Consider the following 20,483-nt stretch of genomic DNA (forward strand, 5'->3'; position numbering starts at 1 on the left):
AAACAAAAAAGCCCCGAATTAAATCCGGAGCCTTCAATTTAATCACTCATTACACAATCTGGAATTAGAACTTCCAGCCAAATGTAATAAAGAAGTTATTCCTGTTATTTTTTACTTCTGAAACAGCAAAATAGTCTGATGACATAATTCTTGTATCGGAATAATATGCTGTATCAGTAGAAGGATTCCCTGTTTCAATACCCCTCAAGAAAGGATTGCTGTATGTAGAGGTTACATACTGATAAGATGCATCTATGTAAAATGACTTGAAATCATACCCCAAACCAAACGAGGCTAGGTTTCTGTTATTAAGCATCATATCACTGTATGACTTATCAGTTGTAGAAGCATCCGGATTTATCTGGCTTACCGTTAAAGCATCAAAAGGATTGGATGTGTAAGAATAACCACCTCTTAATCTGAATTGCTTTACTCTGTACTCAGCTCCTATTCTTACTTCTGAAAGGTTTTTATAGTTGTCTTTAAAGAAACTGTTCAGCTCGCTTTCAGCTCCTGTTACCACTTTATATTTAGGTCTGGTCAGTCCCAGCGTATAATCTACGTTCAATGAAAAGTTTTTACTTGCAACAAATGCAGCACTTACTGTTGCTTTGAGCGGTGTCGTAAGATCTCTTGATTCCGCTCCGCTGCCATCACCGTAATCCGGGTCATTATAAAAATTATAATTTCTGTCTATGCGCCAGAATGTCGGGGTTTCTATAGCACCTCCAATTCTGAAATTAGGACTAAGCTTGCCAATTACCCCTAAAGAAGCAGAAAATCCTGAGGATCTTTCAAACATCGGCGTGTTTTGTCTGTCGAAATATTCTATAGAACCATTATCCAATGACTTGAAAGCTGCCGTATCATACTGATCGATAGAAGCATTGAAAAAATTGAATCCTGCTCCGATATATAGATTATGATTATAATTGGCACCTACTCCAAAACTTGTTTTTGAAAGGCTTCCATATCTGTTGTAAGCATGACCTGCAAACGAGGCACTTTTATCAGTAAAATCCTTGATAACATCATTGCTTCCGGGAGACTCTACATAATTATCAAGTGACTGATTGGAAAAATTGATCCCTATATTGATAAATTTCCATCCGGATTCACTCATCAAAGGAAAAGCAGTTACGCCTCCGATATTTCCAAGATCCGTATTGGTTTTGCTGTAATCAATAGAAGTCCCTCCCCAGCTACTTTTATTTTTATTTCCTGCAATGGATACTGTTCCGGAAACTTCCCCGGAAATAGCTACCCCTAAACCGGCAGGGTTGGTCAGCAGGGAATTGGCATCACCTCCTAATGCTCCGTTAGCTCCTGCCATTGCATTAAACTTTGACGAACCCACCATAGGAGTGCTGGAATAAACATCTACAGTATTTCTCAATATAGAAACATCCTGTGCCTGTGCAAAAAATGCAGCAGAAACACTCATTAATACTAAAGATTTTTTTAACATTATTTTTTTAATAGTTATTAAGTTCGAAATTATCTACCGCCTCTGAAGCCTCCGCCTCCTCCGCCGGATCTCATACCTCCTCCGCCTGAAGAACCTCCTCTAAAGCCACCACCTGAAGAACCTCCGCTTGATCTGAAACCTCCGCTGTCGTTGGATCTGAAACCTCCATTATTGTTATTATAGTTTGGCTGAGAATTATAATTAGGTCTTGGGGAATTTGAATTACGGAACCCGCCAGATTGCGGCTGTGTTCTGTAACCGCCATTACCTTGTCTGAATCCTCCGTTGTTATAAGAACCACTATTTCTGAAACCGCCGTTTGCACTTCCGTTTCGGAAACCATTATTGGTTGATGTGTTTCGGAAGCCACTTCCACTGTTTCTGAAACCGCCTCTTGAGGTATTGGTTTTGTACACCGCATTCGTTAAGCCTGGATTGCTGAATCCTCCGCCACCGCTTCTTCTGTAAACCGGTCTGTAGCTATTACCCCAGTAACCGCCATTCCAGCCCCAATATGGGTAACCGTAGCCGCCACCCCAGAACGGATCATAATATCCACCCCAGTAAGGAGAATATCCATAACCCCAGTAAGGGCTTCCCCAGCCCCAGCCGAATGATCCTCCCCATCCAAACGATCCACCCCAGCCCCAGGACATATTCATACCCCAGCCCCAGCCGCGGTTCATGCCCCAATAAGGGCTGTAACCACCATACCATCCCCACGGAGATCCCCAGGAATTATCGTAATAGTTGGTCTGAGACCCGGCAAATGCACCCCAATCTGAATCGGTAGCATTCGTATTCCAGTTATTATCACTCCATGTATTATATCTGTTCTCTTGTTCTCTGGAATTGGTCTGCGCATTCTGGATTACATTGGAGTCTTGGTAGTAATCATAGTTTTCCCCAACTCTGTTACCGCCATCATTGATAATCACCCCTTCTGGCAGCGTATCTTTATTGGGGTCGTAGTACACCCCATCGGTCTCCGTGTATCCTCCCATCTGAGCACCACAGGACACAAGCAGTAATCCGCCTGATATTGCCAAAATCCCTTTGGATTTTAACAGACCGAGCAAATTTTTATGTATATTTCTTTTCATGATAACGTAAAGATTTTTAATTTAAATTATATTTGCAATCTGTACCAAAAATGTACCAAAACACTGGTAAAAAAATCTATCAAAAATAGATTTTTATTTTTAGATTACAATAATGTACAAAAGTTAAAAAAATTAAAATAAATAATGGCAAAATTAACCTCAAGAAGCGAAGATTACAGCAAATGGTATAATGAGTTGGTGGTAAAAGCTGACTTAGCTGAAAACTCTGGAGTGCGAGGATGCATGGTGATCAAACCATACGGCTATGCAATCTGGGAAAAAATGCGTGATGAAATGGATAAAAGATTCAAAGAAACAGGTCACGTTAATGCTTATTTCCCGCTTTTTGTGCCCAAGAGTCTGTTTGAGGCAGAAGAAAAAAATGCAGAAGGTTTTGCTAAAGAATGTGCAGTAGTTACCCATTATAGATTAAAAACAGATCCGGACAATCCACATAAGCTTATTGTAGATCCGGATGCTAAATTAGAAGAAGAGCTTATCGTGCGCCCTACTTCTGAAGCAATTATCTGGAATACATACAAAAACTGGATCCAGTCTTACAGAGACCTTCCGATCCTGATCAACCAATGGGCCAACGTTGTCCGTTGGGAAATGAGAACCCGCCTGTTCCTTAGAACAGCAGAATTCCTTTGGCAGGAAGGACATACAGCACATGCTACCAAAGATGAAGCAGTGGAAGAAGCTGAAAAAATGAATGATGTATATGCTGATTTTGCAGAAAAATTCATGGCGATGCCTGTTATTAAGGGATTAAAAACACCGTCTGAAAGATTTGCAGGAGCTGATGAAACGTACTGTATTGAAGCATTGATGCAGGATGGAAAAGCACTTCAGGCAGGAACCTCTCACTTCTTGGGTCAGAATTTCGCGAAAGCTTTCGATGTAAAATTCACCAATAAAGAAGGTAAGATTGAGCATGCATGGGCCACTTCTTGGGGAACTTCCACCCGTTTGATGGGAGCTTTGATTATGACCCATTCTGATGATTTCGGACTGGTACTTCCTCCTACCCTGGCTCCAATTCAGGTGGTTATTGTTCCTATCTTCAAAGGAGAAGAGCAATTGGCGCAGATCAGCGAAGTAGCCCTTGAAATCGTGGCTAAATTAAAAGCAAAAGGCATCTCTGTTAAATTTGATGACGATACGCATAATAAACCGGGATGGAAGTTTGCTGAATATGAACTGAAAGGTGTACCGGTTAGAATTGCTCTGGGACCTAAAGATTTGGAAAACAAATCTGTGGAAATTGCAAGAAGAGACAATCTTACTAAAGAAGTCCGTTCTATTGAAGGAGTTGACATTTATATCCAGGAGCTATTACAGACCATTCAGAAAGACCTTTATGAAAAAGCATTAAACTTCAGAAAAGACAACATTACAAGAGTTGACAGTTATGAAGAGTTCAAGAAAGTTCTTGAAGAAAAAGGAGGTTTCATTTATGCACATTGGGATGGAACTGCTGAAGAAGAAGAACAGATCAAGGATGAAACGAAGGCTACTATCAGATGTATTCCTTTAGATGATGATACTGAAGAAGGGGTTTCTATGGTAAGCGGAAAACCGTCTAAGAGACGTGTATTATTCGCAAAAGCTTACTAATAATTTTTGCTGATTTTCAAAAACTTTCCCGAAAATTAAATAAATATTCAAAAAAAAGTGACTTTTGGACAGATTTTTGTTTAAATTTATACAACATTAATCTAAAAAAATAATTTATTATGTCTTTAAATGTCATTGATTTAATTAAAGGACAGTTAGGTCCCGCTTTAATTTCGCAAGCTGCTTCCCAGTTTGGAGAAAGTGAATCCGGTATTTCAAAAGCAATTGGAGGTTTATTGCCTGCAGTTGTAGGAGGATTAGCCAATAATTCTGATAACCCGGGAGTTTTGGATGCAATTACCAATGCCTCGTCAAGCGGAATTTTAGGAAATTTAATAGGTGGTGCATCCAGCAGCCCTGTAATTTCCAATCTGTTGACCTCTATTTTTGGAGACAAAATCGGCGGAATAGTAAATGCTATTGCTACTTATGCAGGAATCAGCAATAATTCTTCCAGTTCACTGCTGAATTTAGTAACAGGAGCTACGGTAGGTTCTATCGGAAAATATGCTGCTGATAATAATTTAGACAAATCAGGTATTTCAAACCTGTTAGGTGAACAAAAAGGAATCATTTCTTCACTTTTACCAGCAGGACTTTCCCTGGCATCCCTGAATATCGGCGACTGGGCAAAAGGATATAAATTTGATAATGATAATGATGCTATCAGAACAGCAGCCAGTGAAGAGCCTAAAATAGAAGTTACAAGAAGTACTACATCTGAAGGAACCAATCCTGACAGAAACAATAATGAAGGCGGAGGTTCAATCTGGAAATGGTTGCTTCCGCTTTTACTTTTAATCGCTGCAGCTTATTTTATATGGAAGCAGTGTGAGAAGAAAGAAACAACCACAACTACCACGGTAGCAGATTCTACAGGATCAGCCACTGATACAGCTGCTGTAATCACACCTACAGACACTTCTGCAACAACGGCAACAACAACCAGAACAGATGAAAATATTGATCTTAATGGAGTAATGCTGAAAGGTTACAAAGGAGGAATGGAAGATCAGATGATCACTTTCCTGAAGTCTGACAGCTATAAAAATGCAGCTGATGATGCAGCATTAAAAGATAAGTGGTATGATTTTGACCATGTAAATTTCAAGATGGGAAGCTCTACTGAATTGGAAGCAGGCTCACAAGGACAGCTTGATAATCTGGTAGCTATTTTAAAAGCATTTCCGGATGCAAAAATCAAAATTGGAGGATATACTGACAAAGTAGGAAATGAAGCTGCCAATGTAAAATTATCTCAATCCAGAGCTGATTTCATCAAAAATGCTTTAGCAAAAGCAGGAGTTGGTGCTCAGGTTTTAGGAGCTGAAGGTTACGGAAGCAAATTTGCTACAGTAGACGCTAAAGCTTCTGATGCAGAAAGAGCTGCTGACAGAAAAATGTCTGTAAGATTTGCAAAATAGATCTTTAGAATCTTTAAAAATAGATCCTGGAAATTAATTTCCAGGATTTTTTTTATCACCCGACTTTCGTATTTATATTTATTTAAGTAAATTTGTTAGTCATTTCTAACATTTATGAATTTCAAATTAAATAGCCCCTGGCGTAAAGATAAAACATCCCATTCCCTCTCTGAGGTATACTCCTCTATAAAAGTACCCCGAAATGCTCCATTTTGGAGGAAATATCTGGCATTTGCCGGTCCCGGGCTGATGATTGCTGTTGGATATATGGACCCGGGAAACTGGGCAACTGATATTGCCGGAGGTGCTCAGTTTGGGTATACCCTACTTTCTGTCATTCTGATTTCAAATATTTTCGCAATGGTTTTACAGCATTTATCTGTAAAATTAGGTGTTGTTGCTGAAAGAGACCTTGCCCAGGCCTGCCGTGATCATTTTAATCCTACGACCAATTTTATTCTGTGGCTGTTTTGCGAAATTGCTATTGCTGCTTGTGATCTGGCCGAAGTTATCGGTTCTGCCATTGCACTAAACCTCCTGTTTCATATTCCTCTCACCTGGGGAATTGTCATCACAACAGTGGATGTTCTGATCATTCTTTTACTTCAGGCTAAAGGTTTCAGGTGGATAGAGAGTATTGTTGGCGGGCTCATTTTTATTATTCTTGCCTGTTTCATTTATGAGATTATAATTTCACAACCTGCTTTCAATGAAATCCTTGGCGGATTGGTTCCTCAAAAGGAAATCATCCAAAATCCTGCAATGCTTTATATCGCTATCGGGATTTTAGGCGCTACAGTAATGCCCCATAATTTATATCTGCACAGCAGTATCGTTCAGACAAGAGATTACCCGCGTGATCGGCAAGGAAAAAAGGAAGCGATAAAATTTGCAACTCTGGACAGCACTGTTTCATTGATGCTGGCCTTCTTTATCAATGCAGCTATTCTTATTCTTGCTGCTGCAACCTTCCATACTACAGGAAATAAGCATGTGGCAGATATTCACGATGCCTACAAAATGCTGACTCCTATTTTGGGTGCTTCTATGGCAAGTATTGCTTTTGCCATAGCTTTACTGGCTTCAGGGCAGAACTCAACCTTAACCGGAACTCTTGCAGGACAAATCGTGATGGAAGGCTTCTTAAATATCCGGTTAAAACCATGGTTGAGAAGACTGATCACAAGACTTATTGCTGTTATTCCCGCTTTAATAGTTGCAATCATTTATGGTGAACAGGGAACAACTGATTTATTGGTTTTAAGCCAGGTAATTTTATCTATGCAGCTGAGCTTCGCAGTAGTTCCTCTGGTTATGTTTACCAATGACAAAGCTAAAATGGGAGAATTCGTTAATAAGCCTTTCTTAAAAATATGTGTCTGGCTCATTTCCATTATCATCATTATTCTAAATTTGTATTTGCTGTATCAAACGTTTTCCGGATAAAATGATGAACTGTACATTGGTAATTGTGATTATTCAATAGACGATAAATCACTATTGGCATACATAACAAAATCCTACTATTCATAATTAAAGTTATAATGAATTGCAGTGAATGATGAAGTTTACAACAGCTGATAAATTGGCCTTTCACAACCAATCAGCACCTTTCATTTTCTGCCTTAATGTCCATTTTTTGTATTTGGCAGGTTCTTTGTCAAACAATTATTTAAATAAATATTGAATTATGGAAAACCAGGATATTAACGAAGAAAGCATCAATAATCAGGAAGTAAACAACATTCAGGACGAAGCGGTATCTGAGGACAATGTGACAGCAAAACCTTCTGCAGAGGAACTTTTGGCAGAAGAAAAAGACCGTTATATCAGATTGTACGCTGAATTCGAAAATTATAAAAAAAGAACAGCTAAAGAGAAGATGGAATTCTTCCAATATGCCAACCAGGATATGATGGTATCTATGCTGGGAGTTTTGGATGATTTCGAAAGAGCTTTAAAAGAAATTGCTAAAAACGGAAATCCAACTGACCTTCAGGGCGTAGAGCTGATCTATCAGAAGTTTAAAAGCAGACTTACAGAAAAAGGCTTAAAAGCCATGGAAGTCAATGCAGGCGATACGTTCAATGTAGATTTCCATGAAGCAATTACTCAAATTCCTGCTCCATCTGAAGATCTGAAAGGCAAAATCGTAGATGTAATTGAAACAGGATATACTTTAGGTGATAAAGTGATCCGTTTTGCAAAAGTAGTAACAGGAAACTAATATTAAATAATGATAAATGGTGATAGATAATTGATTGACAGCAGGCTTTAAGCCATACGCAATAGGCATCAGTTATCATTTATCAGTAATCAATTATAATCAACATGTCAAAAAGAGATTATTACGAAGTTCTTGAGATCAGTAAATCTGCATCAGCTGACGAGATAAAGAAAGCATACCGAAAAATGGCCATCAAGTATCACCCGGATAAAAATCCAGGAGATAAAGAGGCTGAGGAAAAATTTAAGGAAGCTGCAGAGGCCTATGAAGTACTGAGCGATGACCAGAAACGTGCCAGATATGATCAGTTCGGCCATGCCGGAATGGGTGGTAATGGTGGTTTCGGAGGCGGAGGCTTCGGCGGAGGTATGAACATGGAAGATATTTTCAGCCAGTTTGGAGATATTTTCGGCGGTGGCTTCGGCGGCTTTGGAGGAAATGGCGGAGGACGTCAGCAGGTGAAAGGCTCTAATTTAAGAATTAGAATCAAGCTGAGCCTTGAAGAAATGGTGAACGGAACACAGAAAACCATCAAAGTAAAAAAAATGAAGATGGCGGAAGGTGCCACTTCAAAAATATGTCCTACCTGTAATGGTTCCGGTGTACAGCTCAAAGTGATGAACACAATGTTCGGGCAGATGCAGACACAGACTACCTGCAGCACCTGTCAGGGAATCGGAAAAGTAGCAGATAAAATTCCGGCTGGAGCTAACGCGCAAGGGCTGATCAAAGATGAGGAAGAAATTTCTATCAATATTCCTGCTGGGGCTAGAGATGGTATCCAACTTAATGTAAGAGGAAAAGGAAATGACGCTCCTTTCGGTGGGATCCCGGGAGATCTTTTAGTGATCATTGAAGAGGAAGCAGATAAAACAATCAAGAGAGAGGGAGATAATCTTCATCAGGAACTATATATTTCATTTGCAGAGGCAGCTTTAGGAACCAAGAAAGAAGTTCCTACGGTAGGCGGTAAAGTGAAAATTACCGTTGATCCGGGCACACAGTCCGGAAAGATCCTCAGATTGGCAGGAAAGGGCCTCCCAAGCATCGACAGCTATGGTAAAGGCGACATGTTCATTCACATTAATGTTTGGACTCCTCAGAAACTGACTAAAGAGCAGAAAGATTTCTTTGAAAAACAGATGTCAAGTGGAGAAATGGTTGCAGAACCTTCCGGAAAGGAAAAAACTTTTTTTGATAAAGTAAAAGATTTATTCAATTAATATAAATAGGTCTTACAAAAGGCCTTTTTTATTCAAATACTAAAAAGCTCAGCAGTCATGACTGCTGAGCTTTTTTGCTATATCTGCAATCAGTTATTTTTTTAATGCAAGTGAATAAATCTTCTTTCCTACCGTAAAAACTGCTACGGTTGCCAGTCCGCCTACAAGACCAAGAATAATTTCTTTTAAAATAGTCAGAAGCTCATTAGAAGACCACGAAGGTAAAATATGGTGAAGAAATTCTACTCTATGTGCAAAAATACCGCCAGCTACCATAATTAAAGCAATTGTACCAATAATTCCCAAAGCTTTGATAACGATAGGCAGGGCTTTCACCAATAGATGCCCAAGCTTCCCAAAGAATCCTTTATCATTACTTTTTTTGATTAGCTTAAATCCTGCATCATCCATTCTTACGATCAAAGCAACAATTCCGTAAACTCCTACAGTCGCAATAAATGCCACCAAACTCGTGACTAAAATCTGTGTAATGAAAGGGTGACTTTCTTCCAAAACTGTTCCCAAAGCAATAATTACAATCTCAATTGATAAAATAAAATCTGTAGTAATTGCCGATTTTATCTTTGCTTTTTCTATGTCTTCGTCACTTTTTTCATCTTCTATAATTTCTTCCACAACTTCATGACCCTCTTTTTCACGGTGAAAAAGAAATTCTATAATTTTTTCAACACCTTCAAAAGCTAAATATAATCCTCCCAGAATCAATACGTAATTAATTGCTGGGGCATACAGCCAGTTGAGAAAAAACACAACAGGCAGAATGATCAATTTGTTTATAAATGAACCTTTTGTAATTGCCCACAAAACCGGAATTTCCCGCGAAGAAAGGAAACCTGTGGCCTTTTCTGCATTCACAGCCAGATCATCTCCAAGGATACCTGCTGTTCTCTGTGTAGCTATTTTACTTGTAACCGCCACATCATCCATCAGTGCCGCAATATCATCTAAAATTGCAAAAAAACCAGATGCCATATAATTTTAATATTTTTTTAATAAATCTTAAGTCGAGCAAAAATAATTATTAAAATCTATTTTTATTTGTTTCTGGATATTAATTTTAAATATTTTCTGATAACAACCATTTATTGAACAAAACTCTGAAGGGGGCAACAAGTTATTTTCGCCATGATTCTGATGATAGAAGCTAAGTATATCTCATCTTTGTATTATGGATACCGATCCTCAACTATCAAAAATCATTAGCTAAAAGTCTTCTTTACTATAATTTTTCTGTAATTTTAATTAATGAAAAAGCTCATTCTCAGATACCATTTTTTTGTTGTAGGATGCCTTAGTTTCGTGCTGCAGTCATGCAATACAAAATTTAGAGTTTGGGTGGGCACCGGCGGACAGCAAAAAATATATAATTTAAAATACGGCGAGCATAAAAGACAAAAAATGGATGTTTTTCTTCCATTGGATTATGCACAAGATGCTCCGGTAGTTCTTATCGTACATGGTGGCGGCTGGACTCTCGGAAAAAAGGAACATATGATCAAGATCCAGAAAATGCTTTTTGAGCATAAGATCCCGAGCATCAATATGAATTACAGACTGGTATCAAAACAAAAGAATATCACGTATAAACAGCAGCTGGAAGATATTGGCTCTGCAATAGAAAAGTTTAATTCTCTTGCAGAAAAAGCAGAGCTTCAGCCGAACAATTATATTCTGCTGGGAGAAAGTGCCGGCGGTCATCTCGCCATGCTATACGGCTACCAACATACTAACCAGATCAAAAAGATCATTTCACTGAGCGGTCCGACAGATTTTTACAGCCCGGAATACCTGAACTCATTTTATTCAAAATATACTTCTCCTACTTTTCAGAAAGTGGTAGGAATAAAATTTAACCGTAAAAATGTATCCGAAGCTTTTAAAGAAGCGAGCCCGATCGCCAATATATCCAACGTTCCCACATTATTGTTCCAGGGAAATAATGACTTTCTGGTGAATCAGCATCAGGGGCTGGCCATGGACTCAGCACTTACCCAACAGAATGTGCCACACAAACTCATTTTCATGGAAAAGACGGGTCATACCCCGCGGTTTTTCAGCAAAGTAAAAAGAGACAGCATTATCTATCCGAATATTCTGGAATGGATAAAAAAATAACCTGCCGGAAAAGCAGGTTATCAATATTTTTTTGTATTCTTATTCAAAATCTTTGTCTTCGTATTTAGAAAAGTCTTCTTTCTTACCAAAAACAAACTTGATGATTACCGGAAGCGTTGTTACCAAAACGATGATGATGATAATCAGTTCCAGTTTCTCTTTTAGATTGATTCCGAACTGCTCCTGGAAAAGCTTGTCCAGATAATGTCCGGCAAAGATGAGGATAAATGACCAAAGAACTGCCCCGATAATATTATCTCTCAAAAATTCTTTTTTGTCCATTTTCACAATACCCGCAACAATTGGAGTAAAGGTTCTTACCACCGGTAAAAATCTGGCCATGATGATCGCCAATGCTCCGTGCTTTTCAAAAAAGTCATGGGCCTGATAAAGGTATTTCTTTTTAAACAGCATGGTGTCCTGCTTTTTGTATAAAGCAGGGCCTGTTTTCACTCCAAAATAGTATCCCACTTCGTTTCCTATAATTGCAGCAAGTGCCACGCAGGAAGCCAGAATGGTTGTATCCAGAAAATCGCTCCCTGTGGAGCCGAAAGTCTCTTTGATGATTTCAACGGCATAAATTCCTGATACGAACAGTAATGAATCTCCAGGCAGGAAAAATCCTACAAAAAGACCTGTTTCAGCAAAAACAATAAATAAAATAAGCCAAAACCCACCCATTTTGATATAAAACTCGGGGTTCATTAAATCTCTCCAGCTATTGAAATCTTCCATATATAATGATTAACAACAAAAGTAAGCGTAAAAAGTCTTAAACAAAAATTAATTATAAGATTTTAACTAAAATAGGGACATGATATTTTACAAGTCCATATCATCGTCTGAAACAGCGGTACCATCGGCCATCAGGAAGGCTTTCAGGAATGGCGTGAGATTTCCGTTCATTACGGAATCTACATCTGAAGTTTCATGCCCGGAACGAACGTCTTTCACCAGTTTATACGGATGCATCACATAGTTTCTGATCTGGCTACCCCACTCTATTTTCATTTTATTGGCTTCTATCTCGTTTCTTGCCTTCATACGCGCCTCAAGCTCCATTTCATAAAGCCTTGAACGAAGGAGCTGCATGGCTTTTTCCTTGTTTTGAAGCTGGGAACGGGATTCGGAATTCTCAATGATAATTCCGGTTGGTGCGTGACGAAGACGTACGGCAGTTTCTACCTTGTTTACGTTCTGTCCTCCGGCTCCGGAAGATCTCATGGTTTCAAACGAAATATCAGCAGGATTAATGTTGATCTCGATAGTATCGTCCACTAAAGGGTAAACATAAACTGAAACGAAACTGGTATGGCGTTTTGCATTGCTGTCGAAAGGTGAAATTCTTACTAGTCTGTGTACCCCGTTCTCGCCTTTCAGATATCCGAAGGCATATTCACCGTCGATTTCCAGTGTGACGGTTTTCACTCCTGCAACTTCCCCTTCCTGGTAATTAAGCTCACGGATTTTGTAGCCCTGTTTTTCGGCCCACATGGTGTACATTCTCATCAGCATTGAGGCCCAGTCACAACTTTCCGTACCGCCGGCTCCCGCTGTGATCTGAAGAACAGCAGAAAGTTCATCTCCTTCATTGGAAAGCATGTTTTTAAATTCAAGGTCTTCTATTTTTTCTACAAGCTGTGGGAATGTTTCATCCAGCTCTTTTTCCGAGTCCGGATCTTCTTTGGCAAATTCTGCCAGTACCTGTAGATCTTCAAACTGGGTACTGATCTCTTCATAATCCTCTACCCATCTTTTTTTGGAACGGAGCTGCTTCAGAAATACCTCTGCTTCTTTCGGACTGTCCCAAAATTCCGGAGCAGCAGTTTTTTCATCATCATTCGCTATTTCTATCTTCTTTTTTTCGATCTGAAGGTATTTATATAAGTCGCTAATTCTAGACTGAACTTCTTTTATCTGGTCGTTGTTGATCACGAATTTTTTATTTTATGCAAAAATACGGAATTCTTTTGTGAGTTTGAATTCAGGTTCGAGAGTTAAAGAATATATGAAGGGATGTAACCTTTAGTTTAAAATTCGAATACTATTTCAGACCCAGGTAAAGACTGAGCATACCAAGCCCAAAATAAGTAGTGTTTTTTCATCATATGTTATTATATTAAATCATTTCAGCCATCATTTCTCCTATCTTCGGAGCCAGTGCGACTCCCATTCCTGAAAGTCTTACCGCACAGAACTGTCTTTCTGAAAGCTGTTTTACGATCGGAGTTTTTTCTGAACCCATGGCCATGATTCCTGACCAGCGAAGCGCAATCTTAAAGTCTTGCTCAGGTAAAATCACTTCTTTTAAAAAGGTTTCCAGGTGCTTCTGCAGAAATTCCGTGGTTTCAAAAGCTGTTGTTTCTTCAGTTTTAAGATCCTGATTCCGCCCGCCACCTAAGAGAACTCTGTTTCCAAGGTTTCTGAAGTAATAAAATCCTTCATCATAATGGAATGATCCTTTTAGCTTTAACCCATCAATTGGTTCGGTTAAAAGAATCTGTCCCCGTGCCGGAATAATTTCTTCTTTTGCAAGAAACTTTGAGCTGAAAGCATTCGTACAGTAAATTATTTGATCTGCCTTTACAGAAAGATCCCCCAAAAGGCGGATCTCAATCTCACCGATATTTTCGTCAATGGATCTCACTTCTGTTCCAAAAAGGAATTCAACTTTCAGTTCATTACATTTTTCTAAAAGCTTCTGCAATAATTTTCCGGAATGGAGGCTTCCTTCACAAGGATTTTCAATCAGAAATTCAGATTTCCCAAGACCGAATTTTTTGATCTTCTCTTGGCTAAGGAAATAGGTTCTCGCGAAACCGGTTATTACCTTCAGTTTTTCGTTGACTGTATCTAATTGCTGTAAAGGCTCATTATTATTTAAGATTTCATAGCCTCCATTCAGTTCAAAATCTATTTCGTTATTTTTAAAATATCTATTGATTTTTTGAAGCCCTTCAAACCTCATCTTCACCAGTTCCAATGTTTTTGTCCAGCCCATTTTCCGGGAATCGGAAATGACTTCCGTCAGGCTTCCAAAGCATGCAAATCCTGCATTCCGGGTTGAAGCTCCCAGCGGAACATTATTTCTTTCAATAATCAAAACAGATTTTTCAGGATATTTTTCCTTAATGGAGATAGCAGTCCAAAGCCCGGAAAATCCTGATCCGATGATGATGATATCTCTTTTTCTGTAAAAGGTTTCCAGTTCCCAGATGCTGTTCATAAGTAATACTTGATGAGTAATTTTTTGTGGTAATGATTTAATGGCAGGTGCTTTAGATACTAGAAAAATACTAGATTTCAGATATAAGACTAAGGAGGGCTTAGACTGAGATTAAGATCCTTATGTTCTCTTACATTCAAACTCTCAAAACCGAATCTCTTAAACCCGGCTTCACCCCTGCGTGGCACCATGTCCCTCTTCTCCAGTATGCTGGAATCCGATCGCCCTTCTTGGCTCTTCAACGGCTTTATAGGTATCCAATTCCTTTTTCAGAGCCTGAATCCTGAATCTGAATTCGTCGAAATTATTGATAATAGTGTCAGCCAGAAATCTTGCGACCTGGTCCAGATATTCTCCAGTCAACTTTCCGGCAGCATCTCTCAGTGCCGCTTCCAAAAGTTTCTGATCTATTTTAAGGTTTTCATTTTTGGTCTGTTGATATTGGTTTTTAATACGTTTCTTCAGACTCTGTGTAAAATCAATGAGCATGGTGTTGCTGAATGCCTTCATTTTAGACGAGATCTCATGCCAAAAAGGGACTTTATCAGCTTTATTCTTTTTGAGAATTTTATAAAGAAGGGAATCTTCTTCAAGCTCTCTGGTCATCGCATACAGAATAATCTCTGAACGCTCTGCAGCGTTGGGAGGGAATACAGGAACCATCACATCAAATCTTCCAGGAGCAAGAATTTCTTCATTAATTTCCGAAACGGAATTGGCGGAACCTACCATCAGCAGTTCTTCTTTTTCAAATTTCCCGATATAATGCAGGATCAGTTCCTGGGTTTCCAGATTACAGGAAGCAATGTCCGTTTCCGCTTTTCTCTCCATCATGATCTCATCAAAATCGTCGAGGAAAAGCAAAACTTTTTCTTCTTTCATCATAGTGAGCAGAAAATCATTAAAGTTGGTTTTATTCCCATCTATGAAAGAGGTTCCCAGATAATGTTTTTTGACTTCTTTAAATTGATATCCGATAATCTCAGCGATTTTGGTTGCCCAGAATATTTTCCCACTTCCCGGAGGCCCATACAGAATAATTCCCGCAGGTTTGTGAATACCCCAGTCTTTGATCTGCTGAGGATTTAAGAATGGCTCTAAAACAGCTGATATATAAAAGAATAAGTCTCTGTACCCAATAAAATCCCTGTATTTCAGGCTGGTCTTTTGCCCGAAATAATCGTAGACGAACTGGTAATTTCCACCGAGTTTATTATCAATACCGTAACTTGATATTGATGAACGGAAAAAGCCATTATCAAAAATATTGGGATTGGTTTCTTTTATCGCTTTTTCCACTTTTTCTTTGGGCTGATTGATCACTTCAGCGATCTGTTCAAGGGTTTTGTTTTTGTCCAGATCTTTTTCATACAGCTTTAAAAAATCCAGGTTTTCGCGGGCAAACTTTTCGAAATCTTTCTTCACTTCAAAGTTTGTACTGATGCAGGCGCCCAACTCAAGATCAAAATCCTGGATAAACTGTTTGATGGCTTCTGCAGAAACATTAAGCTCCTTAGCTAACTCAATTAACTTCATAAATTACCGATTAATTCTATCAAATTTAATATTTTAATCTTAAAATCAATTGAAAATATATTAAAGTTTAGCCTAAACCTACCATGGTATTGTGAAGAAGAAAACAGGAAAGAAGAAACCTTTTTACTTAACCGTAACTTTTTTAACCATATCGTTTACAGCCTCTTCTATGATCTTCGGCTGGTCCTGATTAATATAGTGTCCGCTTTTTGGGACAATGATCTGTTTACTGTCGGTAGATAAATTCAGCAAATCTTTCTGCATTTTATCCCATGCTTCAAGCATTTCATTTTTCAATTTCTGATTTTTAATAAAGCTATCATATCTCGTCTTATCTCCCGCGGTAATCACATACAATGGAATGGATCCAAAAGAACTGACAGCGGCAGCTTCTGTTTTAATAGATTTCATATGGTCCTGTTCTTCCAGGGTAGCATCAGCACTTTTATAAAGCAGCACAGGCATGATGGAATTCTGATATTTGTATTGAGGATCGGCGGGAAACATGTTTTTAAACATAAGCCTTGCTGCTCCGAATGTATTGGCAAATTTTAATATGCCGCCTGGGAGTCCCTGATTAACCATTTTATGCATTTCGGGAGAAAGGAATTTTTCGTCAGCAGGATATTGGCTGTCCACCAATATTACACCCGCTACATCCTGTGGGTATTTTTGTACAAAAAAACGGGTCAGCATTCCCCCAAAAGAGTGTCCGATAAGAATATAAGGCTTCGGTGCTTTTGATTTTTCAAGCAGTATATGAAGCTCTTCTGCCATTTTCTCTCCTGTTTTAGGATGAGTTCCTCTCTCACTCCACAGAATCCCGGATCTGTCATAGGAAAATGTAGTATAGTTTTTTGGAAGACTCTGCTGGATATGATACCATTGCAAATGACCCGCCGGATCGAAAGCTGTTTCAAAAACTACTGTAGGGCCACCTTTCCCTTCCTGTAAATAATGCATTTTATGGTTTTCAACTTCTGCAAACTGGCCATCCGGCTGGATTTTTTCAGCATTTAAACGGGATATTTTCTCAAAAATAAATCCGGCAATTAATAAGAGGATGACGATTAAAAGAAGGGCCATTAACACTCTTTTTATCCATTTAATGGTTTTCATAGTTCTGTTTTTTTGATTTGATAATTTCCTCAATAGGTCTATATTTCATAAAAATAGTTACATCCATAAAACAATGATACCGTGAATCTTGTTACATTGAATTTCAATATTGTTGCCACGACATTCTCTTAAAAATATTATAATATTGTAACAATCTCTTAATTACATAGACTACTACTATGTAAAACAAATTACATGGAAAAAATTTTGTCAGTAAAGAATTTAACCAAAAAATTCAAGAGAACAGTGGTTAATAATATTTCCTTTGATGTAGAGAGAGGAAATGTCTATGGTTTATTGGGGCCTAACGGAAGTGGTAAATCTACTACATTCGGAATGCTGCTGTCAACGATCAACCCGACCAGCGGAGACTGGTATTGGTTTGGACAAAAAGGAACTGATCCTGATACACTGAAAAAGATAGGAGCTATTATAGAGCAGCCTAATTTTTATCCTTATCTGGATGCTGAAACTAATCTAAAGATTGTCGCTGAGATCAAAGGAACTCCACACACAAGAATTGATGAGGTCCTTAAAACCGTTGGCCTTTTGGAAAGGAAAAAAGATGCCTTCAAAACGTATTCTTTAGGGATGAAACAACGTCTGTCCATAGCATCTGCAATGTTGAACAATCCAGAAGTGATGATCCTTGACGAGCCTACTAACGGACTGGATCCTGAAGGAATTATCCAGATTCGGGATATTATCAGTAACATCGCTAAGCAAGGCATTACCATTATCATAGCCAGCCATCTTCTGGACGAGATTGAAAAGATCTGCAGCCACGTCATTGTTTTGAAAGAAGGAAATTCCATCTATTGCGGGCGGGTGGATGAAATAACGGCTAATAACGGCTATTTTGAATTAAAGGCAGATAACAACACACTGCTTTTAAATGCTTTAGAAGACTTACAGTGGTTCAGTGCTGTGAAAGCTGACGGTGAGATCATCAAAGCTCAGATTCGTGATGATGCCTCTATATCTGCTTCAACTTTGAATCAGAAGCTTGCTGAAAAAGGAGTCTACCTTTCTCATTTAACGAAGAAAAAATTGTCTCTGGAGTCTCAATTCCTTGAACTTGTAAAAAACACGAATACCCATGCTTAAACTATTAAAACTAGAATATTATAAAAACCTGAACTACAAACCGTTCAAGGTTTTCACGATCTTATATTTTTCCATTCTGATCGCTCTTCTTTTCATTGGGCTGGTAGATCTGAATGTTTTCGGAGGAACTGTTAATTTAAAAGAACAGGGCATTTACAATTTTCCGGAGATCTGGAATTTCACCACATGGATTGTCGCTTTGCTAAAGATTTTCCTTGGGTTAATCATTGTTTTTTCTATCTCTCAGGAATTCACCAACAGAATGTTTAAACAAAACACGATTGATGGATTGAGCAGAAAGGAATTCATCGGATCAAAGCTTTTAACAATTACCATCTTTACAACAGTTTCTACATTCATTGTGTTTATCATTACTATGTTTTTAGGACACCAGTATTCTAAGGTCACCGATGCTTCAAAAATTTATGCAGAGGTTTATTATATTGGAAATTATTTTGTAAAGCTGTTTACATTCTTCTCTTTTCTGATGTTTCTTTCAGTATTACTGAGAAAATCCATGTTTGTATTCCTTGGTTTCTTCGCATACTGGGTTGCTGAAAAGATTTTGGCAGGTATTGAAGCCTATCAGAAATTAACAGGGATACCAGAGGAACAAAGAAAAGCAGTCCTTGAGAATGATTTTTTCATCACCAGCCTGTTACCACTGGAAAGCATGTCAAATCTGATTCCTAATCCTTTGATGCGACTGAATATGTTGAAAGTTATGGGGGTAAAATACGAGGCTCATTATCCTACGGAAAGCATGATTGCATGTATGATCTGGTCCGTGATCTTTATTTTCGGGTCTTACTGGATCCTGAGAAAAAGGGATTGGTAGGTGTATGAAATTGAAAGATTGAATAATTTAAAAAATTTTAATTGATTAAAAATTAAGTGGTCCTTTGGGATCACTTTTTTGTTTGGGTAGCATGTTAAAAATAAGAGGATGATCATTTTGGTATTCAATTTTTCATTAATTTTATCAAAAGGACGGAAATGAAAAAAATGTATTATCTGCCGGGATTGATCAGTGCTGTATTGATTCCAGTGTTGCTATGGTATTATGGAAGCCAGAGGGTACAGCCGCAATATACTGTCGTGGATTTTGCACTTCCTTCAAAAGAAACCTACAATCCGGGTAATACCTTTGAACCATATAGAAACTGGAATTATAAAAAAATTATTGTAAAGCCTAATACGTTCACTCAAAATCAGGAATATTATATTTCTGAGCTAAAAAAGCTGCAAACAAGGAACGAAAGAGAAACCGGAATAGAATTTATCATCGACGATCATAACAATTATCAGGATTTCATATCACTTATCAATACCATGCATCTTGCCCAACAGGAAACATATGCAATTGATGTAGAGAAAACAGGACATTTTTTTGCTGTCCATTTTCACAAAGATCCTAATAAAAACTATTCTTATTGCGGAGGAACAATTGGAGGAGATCATTATGAAAGAAAAGATTATATCAATTTTTCTGATCCTGAAAAAATTTTAAAAAATCTCCCAAACCAAGCATTTTATATGCTCTTTGGATTTTTATTTCTTATAAATATTTCCATGTTCAGCATTAAAGAAAACCTTCAGATTCAAAGAAAAACACTAGCATGAAAAAGATCTATTACTTTCCCGGATTGATCAGTGCTGTATTAATCCCCATTGTTACTTTGGTACTATGGGAACCGGAAGTTCAACGAAGTGAATTTTAATGTTATTGATATCAGGCTTCCTGCAAAAGAAGGAGAAAAAAGGTCATTTTTAAGCTTTGAGCCCTATAGAAACTGGAATTATAAAAAAATAAAAATAGCTCCCAATACAGCAAAGGAAAACACAAAGCTTTACGTAGCTGAAATTAAGGATTTGCAGAAAAGGAATGAGAAAAATTCGCGTATTGAATTCATCCTAAATGACAGCAATACCTATAATGATCTTGTTGCATTACTGAATGACCTAGAGTTAGCAGGACAATTTACCTATACTCTAGACGTTGAAAAAACCTGGCAATTTTTTATTTTTATTATCCATCATTATATCGATCCGAATATACAGGTACTGGATTCATCATCATTTACCCGATGTGGTACCGGACTGTTTGATGATTATACTCCCAGCAATCCATGGCTAAAGGGATTTCAAACATTTGAATCACAGCTTAGCCAGCTTCCAAAGCAGTCATTTTATATCCTCTTCGGTTTTTTATTTCTGGTGAATATGTCCATGCTTAGCATTAAAGAGAGATTTCAACTTCATTATTAAAAACAGGCTCAATATCTGTACTCTCC

General features: G+C 38.1%; 18 protein-coding genes. 10 read left to right on the plus strand and 8 right to left on the minus strand.

Features of this window, described 5'->3' with window-relative positions; translation table 11 throughout:
- Positions 1–64 precede the first annotated feature (64 nt).
- Together J2T03_RS07110 and J2T03_RS07115 are read right to left on the minus strand one after the other, a co-directional pair.
- A complete protein-coding gene (locus J2T03_RS07110) occupies positions 65–1,468 on the minus strand; it encodes an OmpP1/FadL family transporter (protein WP_307210285.1) in 1,404 nt (467 codons plus the stop codon).
- Between the two features lie 29 nt (positions 1,469–1,497).
- Positions 1,498–2,571 carry a prolyl-tRNA synthetase gene (locus J2T03_RS07115; protein ID WP_307210287.1) on the minus strand — a complete coding sequence of 358 codons (1,074 nt, stop codon included), beginning with the start codon at positions 2,569–2,571 and terminating at the stop codon, positions 1,498–1,500.
- A 144-nt stretch (positions 2,572–2,715) separates the two neighbouring features.
- Here J2T03_RS07115 and proS point away from each other — a divergent pair, with 144 nt between their 5' ends.
- From proS to dnaJ, 5 genes are all read left to right on the plus strand, one after another.
- A complete protein-coding gene (gene proS / locus J2T03_RS07120) occupies positions 2,716–4,191 on the plus strand; it encodes a proline--tRNA ligase (RefSeq protein WP_307210289.1) in 1,476 nt (491 codons plus the stop codon).
- Positions 4,192–4,310: 119 nt separating this feature from the next.
- Positions 4,311–5,615: an OmpA family protein gene (locus J2T03_RS07125; protein WP_307210291.1), complete on the plus strand. Its 1,305-nt coding sequence runs from the start codon at positions 4,311–4,313 to the stop codon at positions 5,613–5,615.
- 114 nt (positions 5,616–5,729) lie between these two features.
- A complete protein-coding gene (locus tag J2T03_RS07130) occupies positions 5,730–7,061 on the plus strand; it encodes an Nramp family divalent metal transporter (RefSeq protein ID WP_306844573.1) in 1,332 nt (443 codons plus the stop codon).
- Positions 7,062–7,305: 244 nt separating this feature from the next.
- Positions 7,306–7,842: a nucleotide exchange factor GrpE gene (locus J2T03_RS07135; RefSeq protein WP_373425321.1), complete on the plus strand. Its 537-nt coding sequence runs from the start codon at positions 7,306–7,308 to the stop codon at positions 7,840–7,842.
- Positions 7,843–7,946: 104 nt separating this feature from the next.
- Positions 7,947–9,065 (plus strand): molecular chaperone DnaJ, encoded by a 1,119-nt coding sequence (gene dnaJ / locus J2T03_RS07140; protein WP_307210293.1) that lies wholly within the window; start codon positions 7,947–7,949, stop codon positions 9,063–9,065.
- A 93-nt stretch (positions 9,066–9,158) separates the two neighbouring features.
- Here dnaJ and J2T03_RS07145 read toward each other — a convergent pair whose 3' ends face one another.
- Entirely contained in the window at positions 9,159–10,058 is a 900-nt protein-coding gene (locus J2T03_RS07145; protein ID WP_306844570.1) for a DUF808 domain-containing protein, read from the minus strand.
- 273 nt (positions 10,059–10,331) lie between these two features.
- On the opposite strand from J2T03_RS07145, the gene J2T03_RS07150 reads away from it, so the two are divergent.
- The gene (locus J2T03_RS07150; RefSeq protein ID WP_307210296.1) at positions 10,332–11,201 is read left to right on the plus strand and encodes an alpha/beta hydrolase; all 870 of its coding nucleotides are present in this window, start codon (positions 10,332–10,334) and stop codon (positions 11,199–11,201) included.
- 39 nt (positions 11,202–11,240) lie between these two features.
- On the opposite strand, the gene J2T03_RS07155 is transcribed toward J2T03_RS07150, so the two are convergent.
- From J2T03_RS07155 to J2T03_RS07175, 5 genes are all read right to left on the minus strand, one after another.
- The gene (locus J2T03_RS07155; RefSeq protein WP_306844566.1) at positions 11,241–11,936 is read right to left on the minus strand and encodes a DedA family protein; all 696 of its coding nucleotides are present in this window, start codon (positions 11,934–11,936) and stop codon (positions 11,241–11,243) included.
- A gap of 87 nt (positions 11,937–12,023) precedes the next feature.
- A complete protein-coding gene (gene prfB / locus J2T03_RS07160; protein ID WP_306844564.1) occupies positions 12,024–13,136 on the minus strand; it encodes a peptide chain release factor 2 in 1,113 nt (370 codons plus the stop codon).
- A gap of 184 nt (positions 13,137–13,320) precedes the next feature.
- Positions 13,321–14,427, minus strand: a complete 1,107-nt coding sequence (locus J2T03_RS07165; RefSeq protein WP_307210298.1) for an NAD(P)/FAD-dependent oxidoreductase — start codon at positions 14,425–14,427, stop codon at positions 13,321–13,323.
- Between the two features lie 171 nt (positions 14,428–14,598).
- The gene (locus tag J2T03_RS07170; RefSeq protein ID WP_307210300.1) at positions 14,599–15,963 is read right to left on the minus strand and encodes an AAA family ATPase; all 1,365 of its coding nucleotides are present in this window, start codon (positions 15,961–15,963) and stop codon (positions 14,599–14,601) included.
- Positions 15,964–16,086: 123 nt separating this feature from the next.
- The gene (locus J2T03_RS07175) at positions 16,087–17,082 is read right to left on the minus strand and encodes an alpha/beta hydrolase (RefSeq protein WP_307210302.1); all 996 of its coding nucleotides are present in this window, start codon (positions 17,080–17,082) and stop codon (positions 16,087–16,089) included.
- 195 nt (positions 17,083–17,277) lie between these two features.
- On the opposite strand from J2T03_RS07175, the gene J2T03_RS07180 reads away from it, so the two are divergent.
- From J2T03_RS07180 to J2T03_RS07195, 4 genes are all read left to right on the plus strand, one after another.
- A complete protein-coding gene (locus J2T03_RS07180) occupies positions 17,278–18,189 on the plus strand; it encodes an ABC transporter ATP-binding protein (RefSeq protein ID WP_306844557.1) in 912 nt (303 codons plus the stop codon).
- Positions 18,182–19,027: an ABC transporter permease gene (locus J2T03_RS07185; protein WP_307210304.1), complete on the plus strand. Its 846-nt coding sequence runs from the start codon at positions 18,182–18,184 to the stop codon at positions 19,025–19,027. Before J2T03_RS07180 ends, J2T03_RS07185 begins: the two co-directional genes overlap by 8 nt.
- 158 nt (positions 19,028–19,185) lie before the next feature.
- On the plus strand, positions 19,186–19,812 hold the full coding sequence (locus J2T03_RS07190; protein WP_307210306.1) for a hypothetical protein: 627 nt from the start codon (positions 19,186–19,188) through the stop codon (positions 19,810–19,812).
- A gap of 48 nt (positions 19,813–19,860) precedes the next feature.
- Entirely contained in the window at positions 19,861–20,457 is a 597-nt protein-coding gene (locus J2T03_RS07195) for a hypothetical protein (protein ID WP_307210307.1), read from the plus strand.
- The last annotated feature ends 26 nt before the right edge of the window (positions 20,458–20,483 follow it).

The sequence above is a fragment of the Chryseobacterium lathyri genome, assembly GCF_030812195.1.
Taxonomy (GTDB): Bacteria; Bacteroidota; Bacteroidia; order Flavobacteriales; family Weeksellaceae; genus Chryseobacterium; species Chryseobacterium lathyri_A.